The organism is Azospirillum sp. Marseille-Q6669, assembly GCF_965111635.1.
Genome location: NZ_CBCOOP010000006.1, coordinates 14,864 through 34,057, shown reverse-complemented (window position 1 = coordinate 34,057; position 19,194 = coordinate 14,864). Strand labels below are relative to the sequence as shown.

Annotated in this window: 18 protein-coding genes; 5 read left to right on the top strand and 13 right to left on the bottom strand. The window is 69.2% G+C overall.

Features of this window, described 5'->3' with window-relative positions; translation table 11 throughout:
- Position 1: 1 nt before the first annotated feature.
- Complete coding sequence (locus ACWPXE_RS28765) at positions 2-361, top strand: hypothetical protein (protein ID WP_454020565.1); 360 nt, start codon at positions 2-4, stop codon at positions 359-361.
- Between the two features lie 10 nt (positions 362-371).
- Here ACWPXE_RS28765 and ACWPXE_RS28760 read toward each other — a convergent pair whose 3' ends face one another.
- Positions 372-1,235, bottom strand: a complete 864-nt coding sequence (locus ACWPXE_RS28760; protein ID WP_454020564.1) for a DUF2189 domain-containing protein — start codon at positions 1,233-1,235, stop codon at positions 372-374.
- A 244-nt stretch (positions 1,236-1,479) separates the two neighbouring features.
- Here ACWPXE_RS28760 and ACWPXE_RS28755 point away from each other — a divergent pair, with 244 nt between their 5' ends.
- A complete protein-coding gene (locus ACWPXE_RS28755) occupies positions 1,480-1,773 on the top strand; it encodes an acylphosphatase (protein ID WP_454020563.1) in 294 nt (97 codons plus the stop codon).
- A gap of 61 nt (positions 1,774-1,834) precedes the next feature.
- On the opposite strand, the gene ACWPXE_RS28750 is transcribed toward ACWPXE_RS28755, so the two are convergent.
- The 8 genes from ACWPXE_RS28750 to ACWPXE_RS28715 all read right to left on the bottom strand — a co-directional run bounded on the left by ACWPXE_RS28750 (position 1,835) and on the right by ACWPXE_RS28715 (position 10,655).
- Positions 1,835-3,196 (bottom strand): nucleobase:cation symporter-2 family protein, encoded by a 1,362-nt coding sequence (locus tag ACWPXE_RS28750; protein ID WP_454020562.1) that lies wholly within the window; start codon positions 3,194-3,196, stop codon positions 1,835-1,837.
- Positions 3,197-3,494: 298 nt separating this feature from the next.
- The gene (locus ACWPXE_RS28745) at positions 3,495-4,739 is read right to left on the bottom strand and encodes a threonine ammonia-lyase (protein ID WP_454020561.1); all 1,245 of its coding nucleotides are present in this window, start codon (positions 4,737-4,739) and stop codon (positions 3,495-3,497) included.
- A gap of 12 nt (positions 4,740-4,751) precedes the next feature.
- Positions 4,752-5,558, bottom strand: coding sequence for a carbon-nitrogen hydrolase family protein (locus tag ACWPXE_RS28740; RefSeq protein ID WP_454020560.1), 807 nt, complete (start codon positions 5,556-5,558; stop codon positions 4,752-4,754).
- 4 nt (positions 5,559-5,562) lie between these two features.
- Positions 5,563-6,618 (bottom strand): agmatinase, encoded by a 1,056-nt coding sequence (gene speB, locus ACWPXE_RS28735; protein ID WP_454020559.1) that lies wholly within the window; start codon positions 6,616-6,618, stop codon positions 5,563-5,565.
- Positions 6,619-6,649: 31 nt separating this feature from the next.
- A complete protein-coding gene (locus tag ACWPXE_RS28730; protein WP_014199844.1) occupies positions 6,650-7,450 on the bottom strand; it encodes an ABC transporter permease in 801 nt (266 codons plus the stop codon).
- On the bottom strand, positions 7,450-8,304 hold the full coding sequence (locus ACWPXE_RS28725; RefSeq protein ID WP_035682465.1) for an ABC transporter permease: 855 nt from the start codon (positions 8,302-8,304) through the stop codon (positions 7,450-7,452). The genes ACWPXE_RS28730 and ACWPXE_RS28725 overlap by 1 nt, the downstream gene beginning before the upstream one ends.
- Positions 8,301-9,362 (bottom strand): ABC transporter ATP-binding protein, encoded by a 1,062-nt coding sequence (locus ACWPXE_RS28720; protein WP_454020558.1) that lies wholly within the window; start codon positions 9,360-9,362, stop codon positions 8,301-8,303. Before ACWPXE_RS28720 ends, ACWPXE_RS28725 begins: the two co-directional genes overlap by 4 nt.
- 171 nt (positions 9,363-9,533) lie before the next feature.
- Positions 9,534-10,655, bottom strand: a complete 1,122-nt coding sequence (locus ACWPXE_RS28715) for an ABC transporter substrate-binding protein (RefSeq protein ID WP_145677861.1) — start codon at positions 10,653-10,655, stop codon at positions 9,534-9,536.
- A gap of 184 nt (positions 10,656-10,839) precedes the next feature.
- Here ACWPXE_RS28715 and ACWPXE_RS28710 point away from each other — a divergent pair, with 184 nt between their 5' ends.
- On the top strand, positions 10,840-11,766 hold the full coding sequence (locus ACWPXE_RS28710) for a LysR family transcriptional regulator (protein WP_454020973.1): 927 nt from the start codon (positions 10,840-10,842) through the stop codon (positions 11,764-11,766).
- Here ACWPXE_RS28710 and cysE read toward each other — a convergent pair.
- From cysE to ACWPXE_RS28695, 3 genes are all read right to left on the bottom strand, one after another.
- On the bottom strand, positions 11,763-12,647 hold the full coding sequence (cysE, locus tag ACWPXE_RS28705; RefSeq protein WP_454020557.1) for a serine O-acetyltransferase: 885 nt from the start codon (positions 12,645-12,647) through the stop codon (positions 11,763-11,765). The two genes, ACWPXE_RS28710 and cysE, sit on opposite strands and share 4 nt — an antisense overlap.
- A 207-nt stretch (positions 12,648-12,854) precedes the next feature.
- Complete coding sequence (locus tag ACWPXE_RS28700) at positions 12,855-13,232, bottom strand: hypothetical protein (RefSeq protein WP_454020556.1); 378 nt, start codon at positions 13,230-13,232, stop codon at positions 12,855-12,857.
- 229 nt (positions 13,233-13,461) lie between these two features.
- Complete coding sequence (locus tag ACWPXE_RS28695; RefSeq protein WP_454020555.1) at positions 13,462-14,010, bottom strand: RNA polymerase sigma factor; 549 nt, start codon at positions 14,008-14,010, stop codon at positions 13,462-13,464.
- A gap of 237 nt (positions 14,011-14,247) precedes the next feature.
- Here ACWPXE_RS28695 and ACWPXE_RS28690 point away from each other — a divergent pair, with 237 nt between their 5' ends.
- Together ACWPXE_RS28690 and ACWPXE_RS28685 are read left to right on the top strand one after the other, a co-directional pair.
- Positions 14,248-15,261, top strand: coding sequence for a FecR family protein (locus ACWPXE_RS28690; protein ID WP_454020554.1), 1,014 nt, complete (start codon positions 14,248-14,250; stop codon positions 15,259-15,261).
- A gap of 127 nt (positions 15,262-15,388) precedes the next feature.
- Entirely contained in the window at positions 15,389-17,689 is a 2,301-nt protein-coding gene (locus ACWPXE_RS28685) for a TonB-dependent receptor domain-containing protein (RefSeq protein WP_454020553.1), read from the top strand.
- On the opposite strand, the gene ACWPXE_RS28680 is transcribed toward ACWPXE_RS28685, so the two are convergent.
- Positions 17,641-19,188, bottom strand: a complete 1,548-nt coding sequence (locus ACWPXE_RS28680) for a tetratricopeptide repeat protein (protein WP_454020552.1) — start codon at positions 19,186-19,188, stop codon at positions 17,641-17,643. The two genes, ACWPXE_RS28685 and ACWPXE_RS28680, sit on opposite strands and share 49 nt — an antisense overlap.
- Positions 19,189-19,194 lie beyond the last annotated feature (6 nt).

Here is a 19,194-nt window from a genome sequence, read left to right as displayed (position 1 = left end):
CATGGAAAGGACGGCGTTTACCGCGACCTTCACCGGGATGATGTCGGCCTTTCTGATCTGGGCGGTCCATTTCGCGGCGATCTACGGCATCAACGGGCTGATCTGCGCCCGCGAGTGGGACGGGGCGGACCTGTACGGCCACCCCGTCGCGGTGGTGCTGATCCTCGGCGCCACGGCGGTCGCCCTGCTGCTGGCCGCGGGCGTGCTGGCGGCGGCGCTGTGGGGCGCCGCGCCGGGCCGGCGGACCAGCGAGGACCCGCGCCGCTTCATCCGTCTGTTCACCGGGCTTGCCGCCGCGGGGTCGCTGGTCGCCATCCTGTGGAACGGGCTTCCTGCCGTGCAGGTGCCGGCCTGCGGTTAGCCCAACCGCCTCATTCCGGGATCAGGCGCCGGTAGAGGTGCCATGTGGCGTGGCCGAGCACCGGCATGACGATCACCAGCCCGACGAAGGCCGGCAGCGAACCGAGCAGCAGACCGCCGGCCACGATCATTCCCCAGAGCGCCATGGGCTCGGGATTCCTCAGGGTGGCGCGGACGGAGGTGCGGATGGCCGTCGCCACGCCGACCCGGCGGTCCATGAGGAGCGGGAAGCTGACCACGCTGATCGCCAGCGCCAGAACGGCGAACAGGAAGCCGACCCCGACCCCCAGCACGATCATCGCCCAGCCGGCGCGGGTGGTGAACAGGGCGTGGGTGAAGGCGCTCCAGCCCTCCGGCGCCAGCGGGGCGAGGGTCGCCATGTAGATGAGCTGCGCCGCCACCAGCCACAGCAGGAACACCGCCGTCAGGATCGCCCCCATCGCCAGGATCGCCCCGAAAGCCGGGGAGCGCGCCACCGCGAAGGCGTCGGCCCAGGACACGCGGTCGCCCCGCTCGCGCCGACGGCTCATCTCATAGAGGCCGACCGCGGCGAAGGGGCCGATCAGCACGAAGCCGGAGGCCAGCGGAAACAGCAGGTGCAGCGCGTTTCCGTGGAGCAGAAGTTCGGCCAGCAGCAGCCCGACCAGCGGGTAGATCAGGGCGATGAAGAGGACGTCGGTCCGGCAGGCCATGAAGTCATGGAGCCCTTTCCTCAGCGCGTCGCGCAGGTCGTCGCTGCGGATGCGCCGCACGGTCGGCTCCAGCGCCGCCCGTTCCCGCGCCGGCGGGGCGATGGCGTGGCCCGCTTCGGCCAAGCCGTGGGACCAGGATTTGAAGTGTGCCGCTCCCCATTCCGCAGGGTTTCGGATGGTCATGTCCGTTCCTCCCGAACCGTTCGTTCAGGGGGTGCGAGCCCGCCCGTGCCCGGTCGCGGCCTTCGCTGTCGCGGCCCGGCGGTCACAGGAGATCCCGCGCCCCGCCATGCACGGATGATACGCCGACGAATGGTTGGCGGCACTGTTCATTGGGGGAGGGGAAGGCGCCGGGGCGCGCCGGGTTTTCCGGAACCGGCTCTTGTCCTATTGTCCTGACCGTACGGAAACGATACCGGGGATAAGAATGGCGGATGAGGAAAACCGCAAGGCCGTGCTGGCCCGCGTTCATGGCAAGGTGCAGGGCGTCTGGTACCGCGGCTGGACGGTGGACACGGCGAGCCGGCTGGGGCTGGCCGGCTGGGTGCGCAACCGCGGCGACGGAACGGTGGAGGCGCTGTTCGCCGGCCCGGCGGACGCCGTGGATCGGATGCTGGAGGCCTGCCGCCGCGGCCCCTCCGCCGCCGTGGTCAGCGACATCGCCGTGGAGCCGGCCCGCGATCCCGGTCCGGGCGTCTTCGAGCAACGCCCGACGCAGTGACGTCCGGTCGGGATCAATCCCCCGATCCCGACCGGCCTGCGATTCCAACCAGACGTCGCCCTCACGCCTCCGCGGTCTTGGCGGCGGCGACGAACTCCGCGCTGCCGGCCTTGCCCAGCCCGTTGAAGAACAGGTTCAGCAGGACCGCGGCGATGGTGCCGAGAAGGATGCCGCTGTGCAGGAGCGGCGACAGGAAGGGCGGCATCTTCTGGAAGATCTTGTCAGCGACCAGCGGCACCATGCCCAGGCTGATGCTGATGGCGACGACGTAGATGTTGCCGCGGTTGGTCGTGTAGTCGACCTTCGCCAGGATCTTGATGCCGGTCGCCGCGACCATGCCGAACATCACCAGACCGGCCCCGCCCAGCACATAGGTGGGGACGGAGGCGACGACGTGCGCCAGCTTCGGGAACAGGCCGAAGGCGACCAGGATGGCGCCGCCGGCCACGCAGACCCAGCGGCTGCGCACCCCGGTGATCCCGACCAGCCCGACATTCTGCGAGAAGGAGGTGTAGGGGAAGGTGTTGAAGACGCCGCCGATCAGCGTGCCCAGCCCGTCCGTGCGCAGGCCGCGGGTCAGCTGCTCCGGCGTCACCGGGCGGCCGACCATCTCGCCGACCGCCAGGAACATGCCGGTGGATTCGATCATCACGACGATCATCACCAGCGACATGGTCAGGATCGACCAGAACTCGAACACCGGCATGCCGAACTGGAACGGGCGGATGACGTCCACCCACTTCGCCTGTCCCACCCCGTCGAAGCTGACCAGCCCCAGAACCATGGTCAGGGCGAAGCCCGCGACGATGCCCAGCAGGACCGAGATGTTGGCCCAGAAGCCCTTGGCGTATTTGGTCACCAGCAGGATCACCGCCAGCACGAACAGCGCGACGCCGAGATAGAGCGGATCGCCGAAATTCGGGTTCCCGGCCCCGCCGCCGGCCCAGGTGATGCCCACCCGCATCAGCGAGATGCCGATGATGGCGATAACGGTCCCCGTCACCACCGGCGGGAACAGCGGCAGCAGGCGGCCGACCACCGGGGCGGCCAGCGTGGCGAAGACGCCGGCCCCGATCACCGCACCGTAGATGCCCAGCAACCCCAGCGACGGGTTCCCCGCCATGGCGACCATCGGGCCGACCGCGGCGAAGGTGACGCCCATCATCACCGGCAGGCGGATGCCGAACTTCCAGAAGCCCAGCGTCTGGATCAGCGTGACGATGCCGCAGGCGAACAGGTCGGCGTTGATGAGCAACGCGATCTGGTCCTTGGGCAGCTTCAACGCGCCGCCGATGATGAGCGGCACGGCGATGGCCCCTGCGTACATCACCATCACATGCTGCATGCCCAGCGCCAGCAGGCGCAGCAGCGGAAGCTTCTCGTCAACCGGGTGGGGTCGGGTTGGTGATTCCAGTGACGACATGATCCATGACCTCCGCGAATGAACAGGCGCGAAGTGCATGGCCCGTGCCACAACCGGCGGGGCTGGAGATCATTGTGCGGTCCGCCCGGATGTGCCGCGAAAGATGGCGGTGCTCGGGAGGGGTGCTCAATCCATGGGCAGATCCATATCCCCTCTCCCCTCTGGGGAGAGGGCTAGGGTGAGGGGGTTGCGCTTGTGCCGGATTTTCCGCCATGCGCATCCCCCTCACCGGCCCTTACGGGCCACCCTCTCCCCAGAGGGGAGAGGGCTACTTCGCCGGTATGTTTCGGGTGTTCGCTCAGGGCCGCGCGCTGGACAGCGGCTGCGCCGCTTCCGCCACCACCGCCTTGCGGACGGGCAAGCCGGCGCCGCGCAGGGCTTCGGTGATGCGGTCGCCGTGGCCCTCGTCCTCGACCTCGATCAGCAGGGCGACCTCGGCGGACTTGACGGAGAAGGCGCCGAACAGGCGCTGGTGCTGCACGTCGATGATGTTGCCGCCGCACTCCGCCACGATACGGGCCACCTGGGCCAGCGCGCCGGGCTGGTCGGCCACGTCGATGTCCAGGTTGATCAGGCGGCCGTCGCGGGCGAAGCCGCGCATCAGCACGTTGGCGAGCGTGCGCGTGTCGATGTTGCCGCCCGACACGATCAGGCCGACCCGCTTGCCGCGGAAGCGCTCGGGGTGGAAGAGCAGGGCGGCCAGACCGGCGGCCCCGGCGCCCTCCGCCACGGTCTTCTCCACCTCGATCAGCATGGCGATGGCGCGCTCGATCACCGCTTCCGGCACCAGCACCACGTCGCAGCCGTTCTGCTTCAGGATGTCCATGGGCCGGTCGCCGACGTCGCGCACGGCGATGCCTTCGGCCACCGTCGGGCCGCCGACCTTGACGGGCTTCCCGGCGAGGCGCTGCGCCGCGGCGGGGTAGGTCTCCACCTCCACCCCGACGACCTCCAGGCCGGGCCGCAGCGCGCGGGCGGCGACCGCGGCCCCGGCGGCCAGCCCGCCGCCGCCCACCGGGATGGCCAGCGCGTCGAGGTCCGGCACCTCCGCCAGCATCTCCAGCACGACGGTGCCCTGGCCGGCGATCACCGCGTCGTCGTCGTAGGGATGGACGAAGACCAGCCCGTCCCGCTTGGCGAGGTCGTGGGCGAAGGCCGCGGCCTCGGCCAGGGACTCGCCCTCCAGGATGACCGTGGCGCCGTGATAGCGCGTGCGCTTGACCTTCACGAAGGGGGTGAAGCGCGGCATGACGATGGTCGCCGCGATGCCCAGCCGTTTCGCGTGGTAGGCCACGGCCTGGGCGTGGTTGCCGGCCGACATGGCGATCACTCCGGCTTGCCGCTCCTCCGGCGTCAGGTGGAGCAGCCGGTTGGCCGCCCCGCGCTCCTTGAAGGAGGCGGTGAACTGGAGATTCTCCAGCTTGACCCAGACCTCGGCGCCGGTGATCTGCGACAGGGTTTCCGAGCGCAGGAAGGGCGTGCGGCTGATGCGTCCGGCCAGCCGTTCGGCGGCGGCGTGAATGTCGTCAATGGTGACCGGCATGCTGTGCTTCCTCTACGAACCGCCCTTCCCAGGCGTGCTGGAGACCGCACCGTACAGGTCCGGGCGGCGGTCCGCCAGATGCGTGCCGACGCTGCGCAGGGCAGGGTCGAGATCGACGGTCAGCAACGCCTCGCCGTCGCCGGCCCGCGCCAGCACCGAACCGTCCGGCGCCGCCACGCTGCTGAGGCCGCAATAACGCAACGCCCCCTCCGTCCCGCAGCGGTTGGCGTAGGCGACGAAGATGCCGTTCTCGAAGGCGCGGGCCGGGACGATGGTGGTGGCGACGATCTCATAGGGCGTCATCAGCGCGGTCGGGACGAGCAGCGCGTCCACCCCGGCCAGAGCGTGGCGGCGCACCAGCTCGGGGAACTCCACGTCGTAGCAGATCGCCACGCCGACCCGCATCCCGCCGACCTCGGCGGTCGGGAAGGCGTCGCCGCCCGGCGCGAAGGAACCGCGGTCGAGATCGCCGTAGAGATGCGTCTTGCGCTGGTTCAGAAGGGCGCGCCCGTCCGCCCCGATCAGTTGCGCGGCGTTGTGGACGGCGCCGTCCTCCCCACGCTCCGGATAGCCGTAGAGCAGGGCGATGCCGTGCCGCCGGGCGATCTCGGCGACCCGCACGGCCATCGGCCCGTCCGCCGGCTCGGCCAGGGCGCGCACCGCCGCCGCGCCGATGTCGTAGCCGGTCAGGCCCATTTCCGGCCCGACCAGCAGGGCGGAGCCGTGTCGCGCCGCCTCCGCCGCCGCCCGTTCCAGACGGTCGAGGTTGCGGTGCGGCGCACCGGGCTCCGCGTCCGCCTGGAACAGGGTCAGCCGCATGAGGTCAGGCTTGCTTCTGGCGGTTGGCAAGGGCGCGCACCGACAGGCAGAGGATCTCGAACAGCATCTGCGCGCCGGCGTGGGCGGTGTTGGTCGTGGCGTCGTACTGCGGGGCCACCTCCACCACGTCGCCGCCGATGATGTCCAGCCCGTCGAGCCCGCGCAGGATGGCCAGCGCTTCCCGCGTGGTCAGGCCGCCGACCTCCGGGGTGCCGGTGCCGGGGGCGAAGACCGGGTCCAGGCAATCCACGTCGAACGAGACGTAGACCGGCCCGTCGCCCACCACCTTGCGCGCCGTCTCGATGACGCTGGCGATGCCGCGCTCCGGGATGTCCTCCGCGTGGATCACGGTCATTCCGCTGTCGTAGGAGAACTCCCACAGATACTCGGTGCTGCCGCGGATGCCGATCTGCACCGTGCGCTCCGGGTCCAGAACGCCGTCCAGAACCGCCTGCCGGAAGGGACCGCCGTGGTGGAACTTGGCGCCCTCATAGGGGCCGCCGGTGTCGCAATGGGCGTCGAAATGGATCATGCCCACCGGACGCTCGCGGCCCAGCGCCTTGAGGATCGAATAGGTGATCGAATGGTCGCCGCCGACCGACAGCGGGATGACGCCGGCGTCTATCACGCGGTTGTAGAAGGCCAGGATGTCGCCGTGGCAGGACTCCAGGCTGAAGCGGCTGGACAGCGGCACGTCGCCGACGTCGGCCAGTTTGCAGGAGGCCGCCGGGACCATGCGCAGGGCGTGCTCGTAGGGGCCGATGCGCTCCATCCCGCGCACGGCGCGCGGGCCGAGGCGGGCGCCGGCCCGGTTGGTGACTCCCAGGTCCATCGGAACGCCGATCAGCGCGATGTCCAGCCCGCCGAAGTCCGCCGCCTCTGCCGCGTCGGGGCGGTAGGGGGCGTCGAGCAGGGTGGACACCCCGGCGAAGGGCTGCACCCGCTTGCCGCCGGAGAACTGGAGGGCAGCCACCCGCTGGAACTCCGGATCGTGGAAGTCGTCGCCGCCGGAGCCGCTGTACTTCGTACGCAAACGATCAAGCTTCTGAGGGTCGATCATCGTCCGGATCTCTTTGAAAAAGGAAAGAAGGTTAGTCGTTCTTGGCCCAGGCGCCGAGAAGGCGTGGCAGGTCGCCGAACCACGCGATCAGCCCGAAGACCACCGCCGTCAGCGACACGAAGAGCACCGTCACGGCGGCCATGGTCGGGGTGTAGCCGTAGCGGAGCGCGTTGAAGATCTTGATGGGCAGGGTCTCCAGCGTGAAGCCGACCACCATGTAGGCCACGATGTACTCGTTCAGCGACAGCACGAAGGCGAAGGCGAAGCCGGAGATCACGTAGGGCCGCACCAGCGGCATCACCACCGTGCGCAGCACCGTCCGGTCGTCCGCCCCCATGGTCGCCGCCGCCTCGACGTAGGAGCGGTCCACCGCGCCGAAGCCCAGCGACAGCGTGACCAGCGGCAGCGTCACGAAGAACACCGCGTGGCTGACCACCACCGTCCAGGGGGACCCGTACTCGCCGACCGCCGCCCAGAAGCTGAGGAAGCCCAAGGCGGTGATGACCGGCGGCAGGATGAAGGGCGTCATCCCCAGCACCTCGAACGCCCGCGCCCAGGGGGCCCGCCAGCGCCACAGGAACCAGGCCAGCGGGAAGGCGATCAGCACCGCCAGCGCCGCCGACAGGGTGGCGACGACGAGGCTGGTGATCAGCGCGCCGCGCCAGCCGGGATCGGTGAAGACCTCGGCGTACCAGGCGAGCGAGAAGCCCTGCGGCGGGAAGGTCAGCGCCTTCTTCTCGTTCACCGAGACGCCGGCCACCACCAGGATGGGGGCCGCCAGGACCAGGGCGATCAGGCCGGCGGCCAGGGAATTCAGCGTGCGCATCAGCATCAGGCCGTCTCCTCCCGCCGCCCGGCGAGCAGCGCCAGCCCGACGAGGGCGAGGCTGACCAGCACCAGGAAGACGGCCATCGCCGCCGCGAAGGGCATGTTGGACTGGTAGATCGCCTGGTCGGTGATGAGCACCGACAGCGTCCAGTGCTGCGGCCGCCCGAGAAGCTGCGGCAGCAGGTAGGAGCCGAGCGCGAAGACGAACACCATGATCGTGGTCGCCACGATGGTGTTGCGCAGCGCCGGCACGACCACCGTGAAGAAGGCGCGCAGCGGCGAGGAACCCAGCGTGCGCGCCGCCTCCTCCAGATAGGGGTCGAGACGGGCGAGCGCCGGGTAGAGCACCAGCACCGTGTAGGGAAAGGCCTGATAGACCAGCCCGGCCAGCAATGCGCCGAAGCTGGGGCTGAGCGATTGCGGCTCGGCCATTAGGCCGAGCGCCACGAACAGGTTGGTGATGCCCGCGGTGCGCGACAGCAGGGTGGACCAGGCGAAGCCGATGATGACTTCCGACAGCGACAGGATCGACAGCAGGAAGACCAGCCAGCGGATCTGCGCCCCGCGCGACAGCTTGACCAGCCGGTAGGTGAAGGGGAAGGCGATGCCGACCGACAGCGCCGCGACCAGCGCCGCCAGCCCCAGCGAGAAGGACATCACCCCGCCGAAGAAGGCGGTCAGGAACCGCTCGTAATTGGCGAAGACGAGGTCCGGCTCGTAGAAGCCGCCGGGCACGCGCCGGAAGACGCTGACCGCGATCATCAGGCTGAAGGGGATGACGAAGAAGACGACCAGCATCAGCGCCGGGAACAGGATCGGCGCGTGCTCGGCCAGACCGCGGGGGGCGCGGCGGATCATCGGGCGTGCTCCGCGGCGGGCGGCAGCACGACGCAGGCCGCCGGGGGGAACTCCACCGACAGGGCGCCGCCGGGGGCGACCGGCGGGCGGTCCTGCGGGCGCGACAGCGCGACGATCTCCCGCCCGGCGACGTCGATGCGGAACTCCACGCTGGCGCCGAGGTCGCGCATGAAGGACAGCGTGCCGGTCAGCCGGTTGGGCCCGTCCGTCCCGGCGGGGTGGACGACCACGTCCTCCGGCCGGACCGACAGCAGGACGCGGCCCGTCGGCGGCAGGTCGGGCAGATGCAGGGTGCCGCCGGGAACGGCGGCGGTGCCGGGGGCGGTGACCTCGCCCTCCAGCAGGTTGGTCATGCCGATGAAGTCGGCGACGAAGGCGTCGGCGGGCTGGCGGTAGACCTCCATCGGCGGGGCGGCCTGATGGATGCGCCCCTGCGACATCACCACCACGAGGTCGGCCATGGTCATCGCCTCCCGCTGGTCGTGGGTGACGACGATGGTGGTGATGCCCAGCCGCTGCTGAAGCTGCTTCAGCTCGATCTGCATGGCCTCGCGCAGCTTGGCGTCGAGCGCCGACAGCGGCTCGTCCAGCAGGAACAGCTTGGGCGACAGGGCCAGCGCGCGGGCGATGGCGACTCGCTGCCGCTGCCCGCCCGACAACTTGGAGACGGGCCGGTCGGCGACGCCGGGCAGGCGGACCAGCTCCAGAAGCTCGTCGGCGCGCTTGCGCTGCTCGGCCTTCGTGGCGCCGCGGATGCGCAGAGGGTAGGCGATGTTCTCGCCCGCCGTCAGGTGCGGGAAGAGGGCCAGCGACTGGAACACCATGCCGAATTCCCGCGTGTGGGCGGGGGCTGTGGTGATGTCGCGTCCGTCGATGACCAGCCGTCCGCCGGAGGGGTCCTCCAGCCCGGCGATCATGCGCAGCAGCGTCGTCTTCCCGCAGCCGGACGGGCCGAGCAGGCAGACGAATTGCCCATGCGGGATGCGCAGCGACGCGCCGTGCACCGCGGTCACGGGACCGTATCGTTTGGTGAGACCGTCGAGGACAAGGGCTGACATGGGATGGCTTTGTTCTGATTGAACCTTTGTTCCCTCGCCCCTCTGGGGAGAGGGTTAGGGTGAGGGGGCGCCCATAGGGCGTCAACGCAGCCTCATTGCAGTGCGTGTCCGGCCTGCGGCCGCCCCCTTATCCCATACCCTTCTCCCCAGAGGGGAGAAGGGCTCACACACTCATCCGACGATCATTTCCGTCCACTTCTGGTTCAGCCAGTCGGACTTGCTTGTGTACAGGTCGTAGCGCGGGATGATCGGCGCGATGTCGGAGGACACGGCGGCAAACTCCTGGTCGGTCAGGTCGGTCATCTTGCGGTCGATGGTCGGGGCGGTGCCGACCTTGCGTGACAGCAGGGCCTGGATCGACGGCTGGCACATATAGTCCACGAAGACATGCGCGAGGTCGCCGGCCTTGGAGGCGCGGGTGACTGCCCAGCTGCCGGAGTCGAGGATGCCGCCCTCCTTCGGGAAGGTCGAGCGCACCGGCTGCCCGTCCGCGGCGGCGAGGCCGGTCACGTCGTGGTAGTACTGGCCCATCGGGATCTCGCCGGACTTCAGCGAGGCCTCGAACTGCGCCTCGTCGCGGTACCAGAGCTTCACGTTGGACTTCAGCTCCGCCAGCTTCTTGAAGCAGTCGAGCTGCCCCTGCTCGCTGTCGAGATGCTTGGTGCCGCCGAAGAAGGTCGCCGCGGTGACCTCCAGCAGGAAGCTGTTGCTGACCAGCGCCAGCAGGCCGAGCTTGTCCTTGTTCGCCGGGTCCCACAGGGCCGCCCAGCTGTCCGGGGCCTGCGGGTAGCTCTTGGTGTTGGTGACCAGCGTGATGTACCAGGACACCGCGCCGATGCCGCTGACCTTGCCGTCCGGGTATTTGTTGACGAGGTGCGGGACGACCTTGGCGGCGTTGGGGATCTTCGACAGGTCGAAGGGCGCCCACAGCTCCGCCGAGGCCCCTTTCAGCATCGCCACCTGCGACATCATTGAGACGTCGGCGGGCGCCTGACGGGCGCGGGCCGCCTGTTCGAGCTGGACCAGCCACGCTTCGCCGGTCGGTTCGGCGATGGCCTCCACCGTGATGCCGGTGGCCTTGGAGAATTCCGGGAAGATGTGCTTTTCGAAGGATTCCTTGAAGTAGCCGCCGTAGACGCCGACCTTCAGCGTCTTCGACTGGGCGCGGACGATGTTCGGAAAGCCGATGGCGGCCACCGTGGCCAGCGTGCCCGCTCCGGCCAGAACCGCGCGCCGGCTGATGCCGCCGGTCAAAGCGGCGTGAAGTCCCTGCTTACCCGTCGTCTCGTTCATGGATGCGACCTTTCCTTGCGGACGAGCTTATCTGTTCGTGAGGCCAGCATTGCGGCCTGCGGTCATTAGACGCCCGGCGCCGTTGCCCGAAAATCAGAAAGTTTTGTATCTTACTTCGATCCGGGCCGAAGTATCGGACGCCCCGGAACCGGCGAGCGGGGCAGGGGAGGGCGGCGTCGTGGCGATGATTCAGCTGGAAACCGTGGATCTGCGCCTGTTGCGGTTGTTCATGACCATCGTCGAGGCCGGCGGATTCAGTGCGGCGCAGAGCGAACTGAACCTGTCGCTGTCCACCATATCCACCCATTTCACCGATCTGGAGACCCGGCTGGGCCTGCGGCTGTGCCGGCGTGGGCGGTCGGGATTCCAGCTCACCCCGGAAGGGCAGGCGGTCTATGACGAGGCGCGGCGCGTGTTCGACACGCTGGAGCGCTTCCGCGGCCGGGTGCGCGGCCTGCGCGAGCGGCTGACCGGCACGCTGGCGGTCGGGCTGGTGGACAACACGCTGACCGACCCGCGCGCCCCGCTGGAGCGCGTCTTCGCCCGCTTCACCGAGGCGGCGCCGGAGGTCTCGCTGATCATCAACGTGCGCCCGCCGAACGAACTTCTGCGCGACGTCATCGGCGGGCAGCTCCAACTCGCCATCGCCAGCTTCCCGCGGATCGTACCAAGCCTGTCCTACCAGGACCTCTACAACGAGACGATCCATTTCTGCGTGGCGGACGGGCACCCGCTGTTCACCCTGCCGGACGAGGCCATCGACCTGGACGAAATCCGCCGCTATCGGCTGGTCGCGCGCAGCTATTGGGGGTCGCGCGACCTGAAGATCTTCGCCATATCAACGCCCAAGGCGACGGTCAGCGACATGGAGGGGGCGGCGCGGCTGATCCTGTCCGGCGCCTACGCCGGCTATCTGCCGGACCATTACGCCGCACCCTACGTCAAGGCCGGGCGGCTGCGGATTCTGCTGCCCAAGGTCCTGTCCTATCAGGCGCCGTTCCAGGTGGCCTTCGACGCCAACCGCTCCAAGAGCCCGGTGGTGGACCTGTTCATCGCCCTGACCCGCGAGGAGATGACCGCGCCGGAGTTCCGGAGCAGCCCCGGCCACTAGATGTGATATTCCGGCTCCGGCACCGTCTGGTCCATGGCGAGCGCCGGCACCGTGTCGCGGCACCAGCCGACGATCCGCGCCGGGACGCCGACCACGGTGGCGCAGGGCGGCACGTCCTTCAGGACCACGCTGCCGGCTCCGACCTTGGCGCGGCTGCCAATCTCGATGTTGCCGAGGATCTTGGCCCCGGCGGACAGCAGGACGCCGTCGCGCACCTTCGGATGGCGGTCGCCATGCTCCTTGCCGGTGCCGCCGAGCGTGACCTCCTGAAGGATCGACACGTCGTTGCCGACCACGGCGGTTTCGCCGATCACCAAGCCGGTGCCGTGGTCGATGAAGACGCCGCGCCCGACCGGGACCGCCGGGTGGATGTCCACGGCGAAGACCTCCGACACCCGGCTTTGCAGGAAGTGGGCGAGGTCGCGCCGCTCGCGCCGCCACAGCCAGTGGCCGATGCGGTGCCATTCCAGCGCGTGGAAGCCCTTGTAGTAGAGGAAGGGCGTCAGGCAGTTGTCCGCCGCCGGGTCGCGTGTGCAGATGGCCTGAAGGTCGGAGCAGGCCTCCTCCACGATGCAGGGCGCGTCGGCGACCGCCGAGCGCACGAGCATCGCGAGCTGGTCGGCGGAGATGTAGGAATCACCCAGCTTGCGCGCCAGCAGGCTGCCCAGCGCCGACGGGAAGTCATGGTGCAGCAGGATGGCGGTGTCGATGAAGGGGCGCAGCCAAGGCTCCTTGACGACGACATTCTCCGCCTCGGCGCGCAGCATCGCCCACATGCCGTCGACGCCCTCCAGAAGAGGCGATTCCGGGCGCTCCAACTCCTTGAGGTTCTGGTCCTCAAGGCCCTGATCCTTAAAGCAGGGGGCGACGATGTGATTCATGGTACGCGTGTCCTGATGTTCCCGACCGGTCCCGCCGTCGGTCCGGTCATGGGGCCTTCAACAGGCCGGAGGAAAGCCTAGCACGCCGCTTTCCGGAAGGGGAGCCATGTCGTGGGAAATGAGGGGCCGCCACGAATTTTTACACATTTCCACACTGTGAAAATTGCCTGCCTACCCAGACAGCCCCATCCGCGCAAGCGCGCGGGTTTACCAGGTGATCACATAGTCGCCGGTGTAGGGGCTGGACCCGACCTGCATGTTCCCGGTGCCGAATTTTTCCTGCAAGGCGGCGGCGTTGCCGTTCACCGTGATCCCACGGGCGCTCCAGCCATTGCCGTCGCGGGCGACCGTGAACTCGCCCTTGGACTGTACGAGATTCGGGTCGTTCACGGCGTGTATTTTCATCGTGCCTTGCCGGGCCGCGGCAAGTTCGGTTTCGCGGCTGGTGATGATGTCCTCCCAGCCGTCCTCCTTCTTCAGGGAGCCGGAGGCGAGGCCGCTTCTCATGCGGCTGATTTCATCCGGGTAGGCTTCGAGCACCACCGCCTTCCGGTCGGCCAAGGCTTGGTCCATCGTTTTCGGCATGCCGTCATGAGCCCTTGGAGAGACCCGACCGTGCCGTAGAATATGATTCATAAAAACCCTCATGGGTAGTTTTTGCGGTATATTTTCCATAAGATAGCTTATGGGATTTTTGTGCCGCTTGGGACGGGACACCATCACACATACACCCAGCACCGGATCCGTGCATCTGCTTCCCGTGATCCGGGGGCGGACCGCCCCTTCCGCTCTCAATCGGGGGCGTGTTCCACGGCTAGGGCGTCCCGCCGGACCGGCTCGCGGCCGGCTCGGGGCGGTCGCGGCGCGCCATGGTGTCCACGAAATGGCCCATCGCCAGTTTCATGTCGTTGAAGACCGTGCCCTGCGACACACCCAGATGGGCGGCGATCTGGGGATAGGACAGGCCTTCGACCCGGTTCAGAAGCCACACCTGCCGGGCCCGCGCCGGCAGACGCTCCAGGGCGTCCATGAAGCACGACAGCCGCTCGCGGTGCAGCAGACGCTCTTCCGCCGAAGGGGTCTCCGATGCGATGCCCAGCGCCTCGACGGTGTCCGCCGGGCCGGCCTCGAACCGCTCCTGGGTCCGGCAGCGCCGGAGATGGTCCAGCGCGAGGTTGTGGACCGTCCGGTGAAGGAAAGCCCCGATGTTGTCGATGGGTCCCCTCTCCACGGCCTTGCAGGCGCGCAGGTAGCTTTCCTGCAGCAGATCCTCGGCAACCTGAAGATCACGCACGATCTTCATCGCGCACCCGAACAACGAGCGGCGGTGATCGAGATAGATCGCAATCAGGCTTGCGGACATGATAGCCCTGTCGGTACGGCGGCGGAAAGGACACCACCGCGGTCGGTGCGACATCGGCGGCCTTGCAACATCGAGATTGATAATGATTCTCAATTTCAGATGTCAAGCCGGTTGGACGGGCGCGGGAACGATCACCATCTGCGGGCTATGGGCTGCGGTTTGCGAATTGTGACCCGCCGAGCGATGAAACGTCTCAACTGTACGTGAGTCCGGTCAAGGAAGAGTGGAAGACCAAGCGTGGAGCAGGACAAGGCAGACGGCGGACAGGATGCCGGGGCCTACCGGCATGCGGACCCGATCACGGACGAGGCGCTCACTTGGTTCGTGACGCTTCTCGACGCGCCCGTGGCCCCGGACACCCGAGCCGCCTATCAGGCATGGCGGAACCGCGACCCGCGCCACGCCGCGGCGTTCGACCGCCTGTCGTCGCTTGGGAGCATGCCCGAATTGCAGGCAGCGACGCTCGCCCATCACCCGCAGACGGCCCCTCCGCCGGCGGCCACCCGGTCCGTAGCGCGGCGGCGGTCCGGGCGGTTCGGCGGATGGCGGGCCTCGCTGGCCGCCGCCGCGCTGCTGCTGGCCATCGGCGTCCATCTCCAGCCCACATTGGCGCTCCGCCTGACCGCCGACCACCGCACCGCCGCCGGGGAGCGGCAGGAGATCGCCCTGCCCGACCGGTCCCTGCTGATCCTCGACACCGACTCCGCGGTCGCGCTCGATTTCGCCGAGGGCCGGCGCCACGTCCGGCTGCTGCGCGGGCAGGCTTACTTCGACGTGGTCAGCGACCCCGCCCACCCCTTCCGCGTCACCGCCGGCTTCAGCGAGGTCGAGGTGACCGGCACCGCCTTCACCGTGCGGTCGGACAGCGGGCAGGACGCCGTCTTCCTGGAGCGCGGGCGGGTGTCGGTCAGCCGGCGGGAACCGCCGGGCCGGACGGTGTCCCTCGTTCCGGGTGACCGGGTGACGGCCACGGCGGACGGCCTGTCGGCGCCCGCCCGCTTGGACCCGGCGGTTGCGCTGGCCTGGAAGGACGGGCGTTGCGTGTTCCACGACCAGCCCTTCGCCGCGATCGTCGACACCATCCGGCGCTACCATGGCGCACCGGTCATCCTGGTCGGCGACCGGCTGGCCGGCGCGCGGGTCAGCGGAAACTACCGGCTGGACGATCCCGTCGCGGCGATCCGCTCGCTGGCCGATGTCGTGGGTGCCCGCGTGACCGAGCTTCCTGGCGGAATCATCCTGCTTCGATAGGTTTTGACCTTCTTTCGGGATTTTTTTGTGAGACGCTACGCCCCCGTGCGTCTGCCGAAAAGAGGGGGCACGGTTCATACACCGGTAATCACGCCCCCGCCACCAGCGCAGACGGGAGTTGTGAGGAATGGAAGGCCGGACGGTTTCGACAGGCAAGTTCTTGGTGCGCGCGCGGGGAACCGCCGCCCGGCATCTGATCCTGGCCCTGATGGCGACCACCGCGCTCGGCGGCGTCCTGGCCCTCCCCTCCCGGTCCCTGGCCCAGCAGGCCGCTCCCGCCCCTGGCGCCGCGCAGACGATGGCCTTCGCGCTGCCGGCTCAGCCTCTGCCCGCGGCGCTCGACGCCTTCGCGCGCCGGACCGGCTGGCAGATCGGCTATTCCGCCGATCTGGCCGCCGGGCACAGCTCCCGCCCGGTGTCGGGCAGCATGACCCCCGCCCAGGCGCTCGACACGCTGCTGTCCGGGACGGGCGTCGGCTACCGCACGACCGGCACCGGCTCCGCGACGCTGGTTCCGGCTCCGACCGGCGACGTCACGATGCTGGGGCCGGTGTCGGTCACCGCCTCGACCGGCGCCGGCAGCGGAAGCGGCAACATCACCATCACCAAGGAGGATCTGGATCGCAAGAATCCCCGCGACCTCCGCGACGTCTTCTCCGGCGAGCCGACGATCCGCGTGGGCAGTTCCGTGCCGATGTCGCAGAAGGTCTATGTGAACGGCGTCGAGGAAACCAATCTGGCCGTCACCATCGACGGCAGCCGCCAGAACAACAAGGTCTTCCACCACAACGGCACCACGCTGATCGACCCGGCGCTGCTGAAGGTGGTGCGCGTGGACGCCGGCGTCGCCCCCGCCGACGCCGGGCCGGGCGCGCTCGCCGGCTCCATCGCCTACGAGACGAAGGACGCCAGCGACTTCCTGGCGAGCGACGGCGTCGGCGCCTTCGGCAAGACCACCTTCAACACCAACGGCTCCGGCCTGACCACCAACCTCGCCGGCTTCGGGCGCCACCAGGGGCTGGAGGCGCTGGGCACCGTGACCTACGGCAAGGGTGGCAAATACACCGCGGGCAACGGGCGCAAGGTGGACGGCACCGAGACGGACATGGTCAGCGGCCTTGGCAAGGCGGCGGTGCAGACGGAGAGCGGCCACCGCTTCCAGGCCAGCTACGAGCGGGTCTACGACGATGCGCCGCGGCCCTTCCGCGCGAACATCGGGTCGCTGGCCGGGCGCCCGGCCTGGGAGCCGCGCGTGCGCGACTACTCGCTCGACCGCCAGAACATGGTCTTCACCTACACCGACGCCCTGCCGACGGAGCTGTGGAACCCCAAGCTGGTGCTCGCCTACGGCCGCACCGACGTGGAAACGCCGATCTTCACCCGCCCGGTCGGCAGCAGCACCGTGCCGGGGAGCTACCCGGGCAAGGGCGCGACCAGTTCCTTCAACGGCAAGCTGGAGAACACCTTCGGCTTCCGGATCGGCACTTTCACGACAGGCACCGACTTCTACGTGGACCGCGCCAACTACCGGGACCGGACGATGTCCGCGACCGAGCGGGCGCGCAACAACGGCCTGTACGGTCAGGCCCGGCTGGAGCCGATGGAGCGTCTGCGCCTGTCCTTCGGCCTGCGCGGCGACCGCCAGACCTTCGAGGGGACGACCGGACGGGAATGGACCAACCACGGCCTCAGCCACAACATCTCGGGCGAGTTCGACCTGCTGCCCCGCTACCTGATCGCCAAGGCCGGCGTGTCGCGCGGCTGGGGCGGCGTCCAGATGGCCGAGAATTACATCATGAACCCGGCCTGGAATTACGGCGCCGGCCCGCGTCCGGTGACGGCCACCAACAGCACCGCGGGGCTGGAGGCCCGTTACGAGGGCTTCACCGCGGAAGGCCGGATCTTCCGCACCAAGCTCGACGACGCCCGCGCCGCGCGCTTCGCCGCCACGAGCGCCACCCTCGCCCGCGACGTGCGGTCGGAAGGCTATGAGCTGGGTCTCGGCTACGCCTGGACGAACGGCTTCATCCGCGCCAAATACGCCGACATTGACGTCAAGATCGACGGTCTGCCCGCGGATTCCGACACCGGCACCTACCTCGCCACGCCGATCGGACAGGTCTTCACCATCGGCGGCGCCCACACCGTGCAGTCCTGGAACCTGACCCTGGGCGCCGACCTGGAGTTCGTGCTCGACTACGACAAGGTCCAGGCCGGGCAGCGGCCGCTGAAGGGCTATCAGACGGCCAACCTGTTCGTGGAGCACCGGCTGCCGGAGCACGCCAACTTGGCGCTGCGCCTCGACGTCCGCAACCTCTTCGACGAGACCTACGCCGACCGCGCCACCTACGGCCAGGAGTTCGGCACCGTCACCCCGCTCTACCAGCCGGGCCGGGCCTTCCTGCTGAGCGCCTCGGCGCAGTTCTGATCCCACGCCGCGGCGGCGGCAAGGTCATGGCCCAGGCGGGTCATGACCGGCCCCCAGTCGCCGGGCGAGTCCTGCCGGTAGAGGCGCATCGTCGGGTACCACGGGCTGTCGTCGCGCCCGCGGAACCAGCGCCAGCAGGCGTCGGAGCGTGACAGCATCCACACCGGGCGCCCGACCGCCGCCGCGAGGTGGGCGACCGACGTGTCCACGGTGATGACGAGGTCGAGATGCGCCGCGATGGCCGCGGTGTCGGCGAAGTCGGTCACGCCCACCATAGGGTCGGTGAGCAGCCCCGCCGCGACGGCCGCCCGCGCCTGCTCCGCCGCATCCCCGACCTGAAGGCTGACGGCCGCGATCCCCGGTACGGAGAGCAGCGGTTCCATCAGCGCGAAGGGCACGCTACGGCGGCGGTCCATCGCGTGGGATGTGGGGTCGTGGCGCCGCGGGTTGCCCGACCAGATGAATCCCACGCGCAACGGGCGCTTTTCGGCGGAGCCTCCGGTCTGGCTCCAGCCGAGCCGCTCCGCCCAGGCGGTCACCAGATCGGGGGGCGGCGTGATGTAGGGCCCGCCGGAGGGTATCCCGTCGATGCGCGTGCTGAAGGCGAAGGGCAGGCTCATCAGCGGGCAGCACAGGTCGAAAGCCGGCAGCGCCGCCGCGTCGTCGTAGGTGGCCAGACGGTCGATGCCCCGCACCGAGGCCAGCAGACGGCGCAGCTCCGGCTGGACGATCAGCAGCACCCGCGCGCCGCGATCGGCCAGCAGCGGCGCGTAGCGGACGAATTGCAGGGTGTCGCCCAGGCCCTGCTCGTAATAGAGGAGGATGGTCTTGCCGGCGATGCCCTCGCCCCGCCACACCGGCTTGCCGGACACCGCCGCGGATTGGCCGGTGTAGTCCCAGCGCCGTTCGTAAAGCGCCAGCCCCTCTTCGAAATCGCCGAGGGCCAGCTTCAGCACCGCCAGCTCGCAGACCGGGTGCGGATGGTCCGGGCGCAGGGACTTGGCGGTTTCCAGCGCCGTTTCCGCCTCGACGAACCGGCTCGCGTCACGCAGCGCAATGCCCAGATTCAGGAACGTCTCGAAATGCGCCGGATCGAGGGCGGCGGCGCGTCTCAGCCAAGGCACGGCCTCGCCGATCCGCCCATCGGCGGCCACGGCGGAGCCGAGATTGCCCGGAACGCCGCGCGCCGCCGGCTCCAGCGCCAGGGCGCGGGCGAAATGACGGATGGCCTCGTCGTAGCGACCGGCGGCCTTCAGCGCCGCGCCCAGATTCCCGAGGAAGTCGGTGTTCAACCCGTCCCGCGCCACCGCGGCACCGATCAGCGCGATGGCTTCGTCATGACGGCCCTGTTGGCCGGCGACGATGCCCAGCAGGTGCGCGGCGTGGGCCTGCTCCGGATCGGCGTCAAGGATGCGCTGGTAGATGATCGCCGCCTCGTCCAGCCGCCCGGCCTGATGGTGGTCGATGGCGACCGCGTAGGCTTCCTCGATCGTCGCCATGCCCCC

Coding starts and splice junctions, on each gene's coding strand:
- ACWPXE_RS28730 (WP_014199844.1), bottom strand. CDS start 7,450: ATGCTGATGCGCACGCTGAATTCCCTGGCCGCCGGCCTGATCGCCCTG.
- ACWPXE_RS28765 (WP_454020565.1), top strand. CDS start 2: ATGGAAAGGACGGCGTTTACCGCGACCTTCACCGGGATGATGTCGGCC.
- ACWPXE_RS28725 (WP_035682465.1), bottom strand. CDS start 8,304: ATGATCCGCCGCGCCCCCCGCGGTCTGGCCGAGCACGCGCCGATCCTG.
- ACWPXE_RS28685 (WP_454020553.1), top strand. CDS start 15,389: ATGGAAGGCCGGACGGTTTCGACAGGCAAGTTCTTGGTGCGCGCGCGG.
- ACWPXE_RS28745 (WP_454020561.1), bottom strand. CDS start 4,739: ATGCCGGTCACCATTGACGACATTCACGCCGCCGCCGAACGGCTGGCC.
- ACWPXE_RS28750 (WP_454020562.1), bottom strand. CDS start 3,196: ATGTCGTCACTGGAATCACCAACCCGACCCCACCCGGTTGACGAGAAG.
- ACWPXE_RS28695 (WP_454020555.1), bottom strand. CDS start 14,010: ATGTCCGCAAGCCTGATTGCGATCTATCTCGATCACCGCCGCTCGTTG.
- ACWPXE_RS28755 (WP_454020563.1), top strand. CDS start 1,480: ATGGCGGATGAGGAAAACCGCAAGGCCGTGCTGGCCCGCGTTCATGGC.
- ACWPXE_RS28700 (WP_454020556.1), bottom strand. CDS start 13,232: ATGCCGAAAACGATGGACCAAGCCTTGGCCGACCGGAAGGCGGTGGTG.
- ACWPXE_RS28680 (WP_454020552.1), bottom strand. CDS start 19,188: ATGGCGACGATCGAGGAAGCCTACGCGGTCGCCATCGACCACCATCAG.
- cysE (WP_454020557.1), bottom strand. CDS start 12,647: ATGAATCACATCGTCGCCCCCTGCTTTAAGGATCAGGGCCTTGAGGAC.
- ACWPXE_RS28760 (WP_454020564.1), bottom strand. CDS start 1,235: ATGACCATCCGAAACCCTGCGGAATGGGGAGCGGCACACTTCAAATCC.
- ACWPXE_RS28710 (WP_454020973.1), top strand. CDS start 10,840: ATGATTCAGCTGGAAACCGTGGATCTGCGCCTGTTGCGGTTGTTCATG.
- ACWPXE_RS28740 (WP_454020560.1), bottom strand. CDS start 5,558: ATGCGGCTGACCCTGTTCCAGGCGGACGCGGAGCCCGGTGCGCCGCAC.
- ACWPXE_RS28720 (WP_454020558.1), bottom strand. CDS start 9,362: ATGTCAGCCCTTGTCCTCGACGGTCTCACCAAACGATACGGTCCCGTG.
- speB (WP_454020559.1), bottom strand. CDS start 6,618: ATGATCGACCCTCAGAAGCTTGATCGTTTGCGTACGAAGTACAGCGGC.
- ACWPXE_RS28715 (WP_145677861.1), bottom strand. CDS start 10,655: ATGAACGAGACGACGGGTAAGCAGGGACTTCACGCCGCTTTGACCGGC.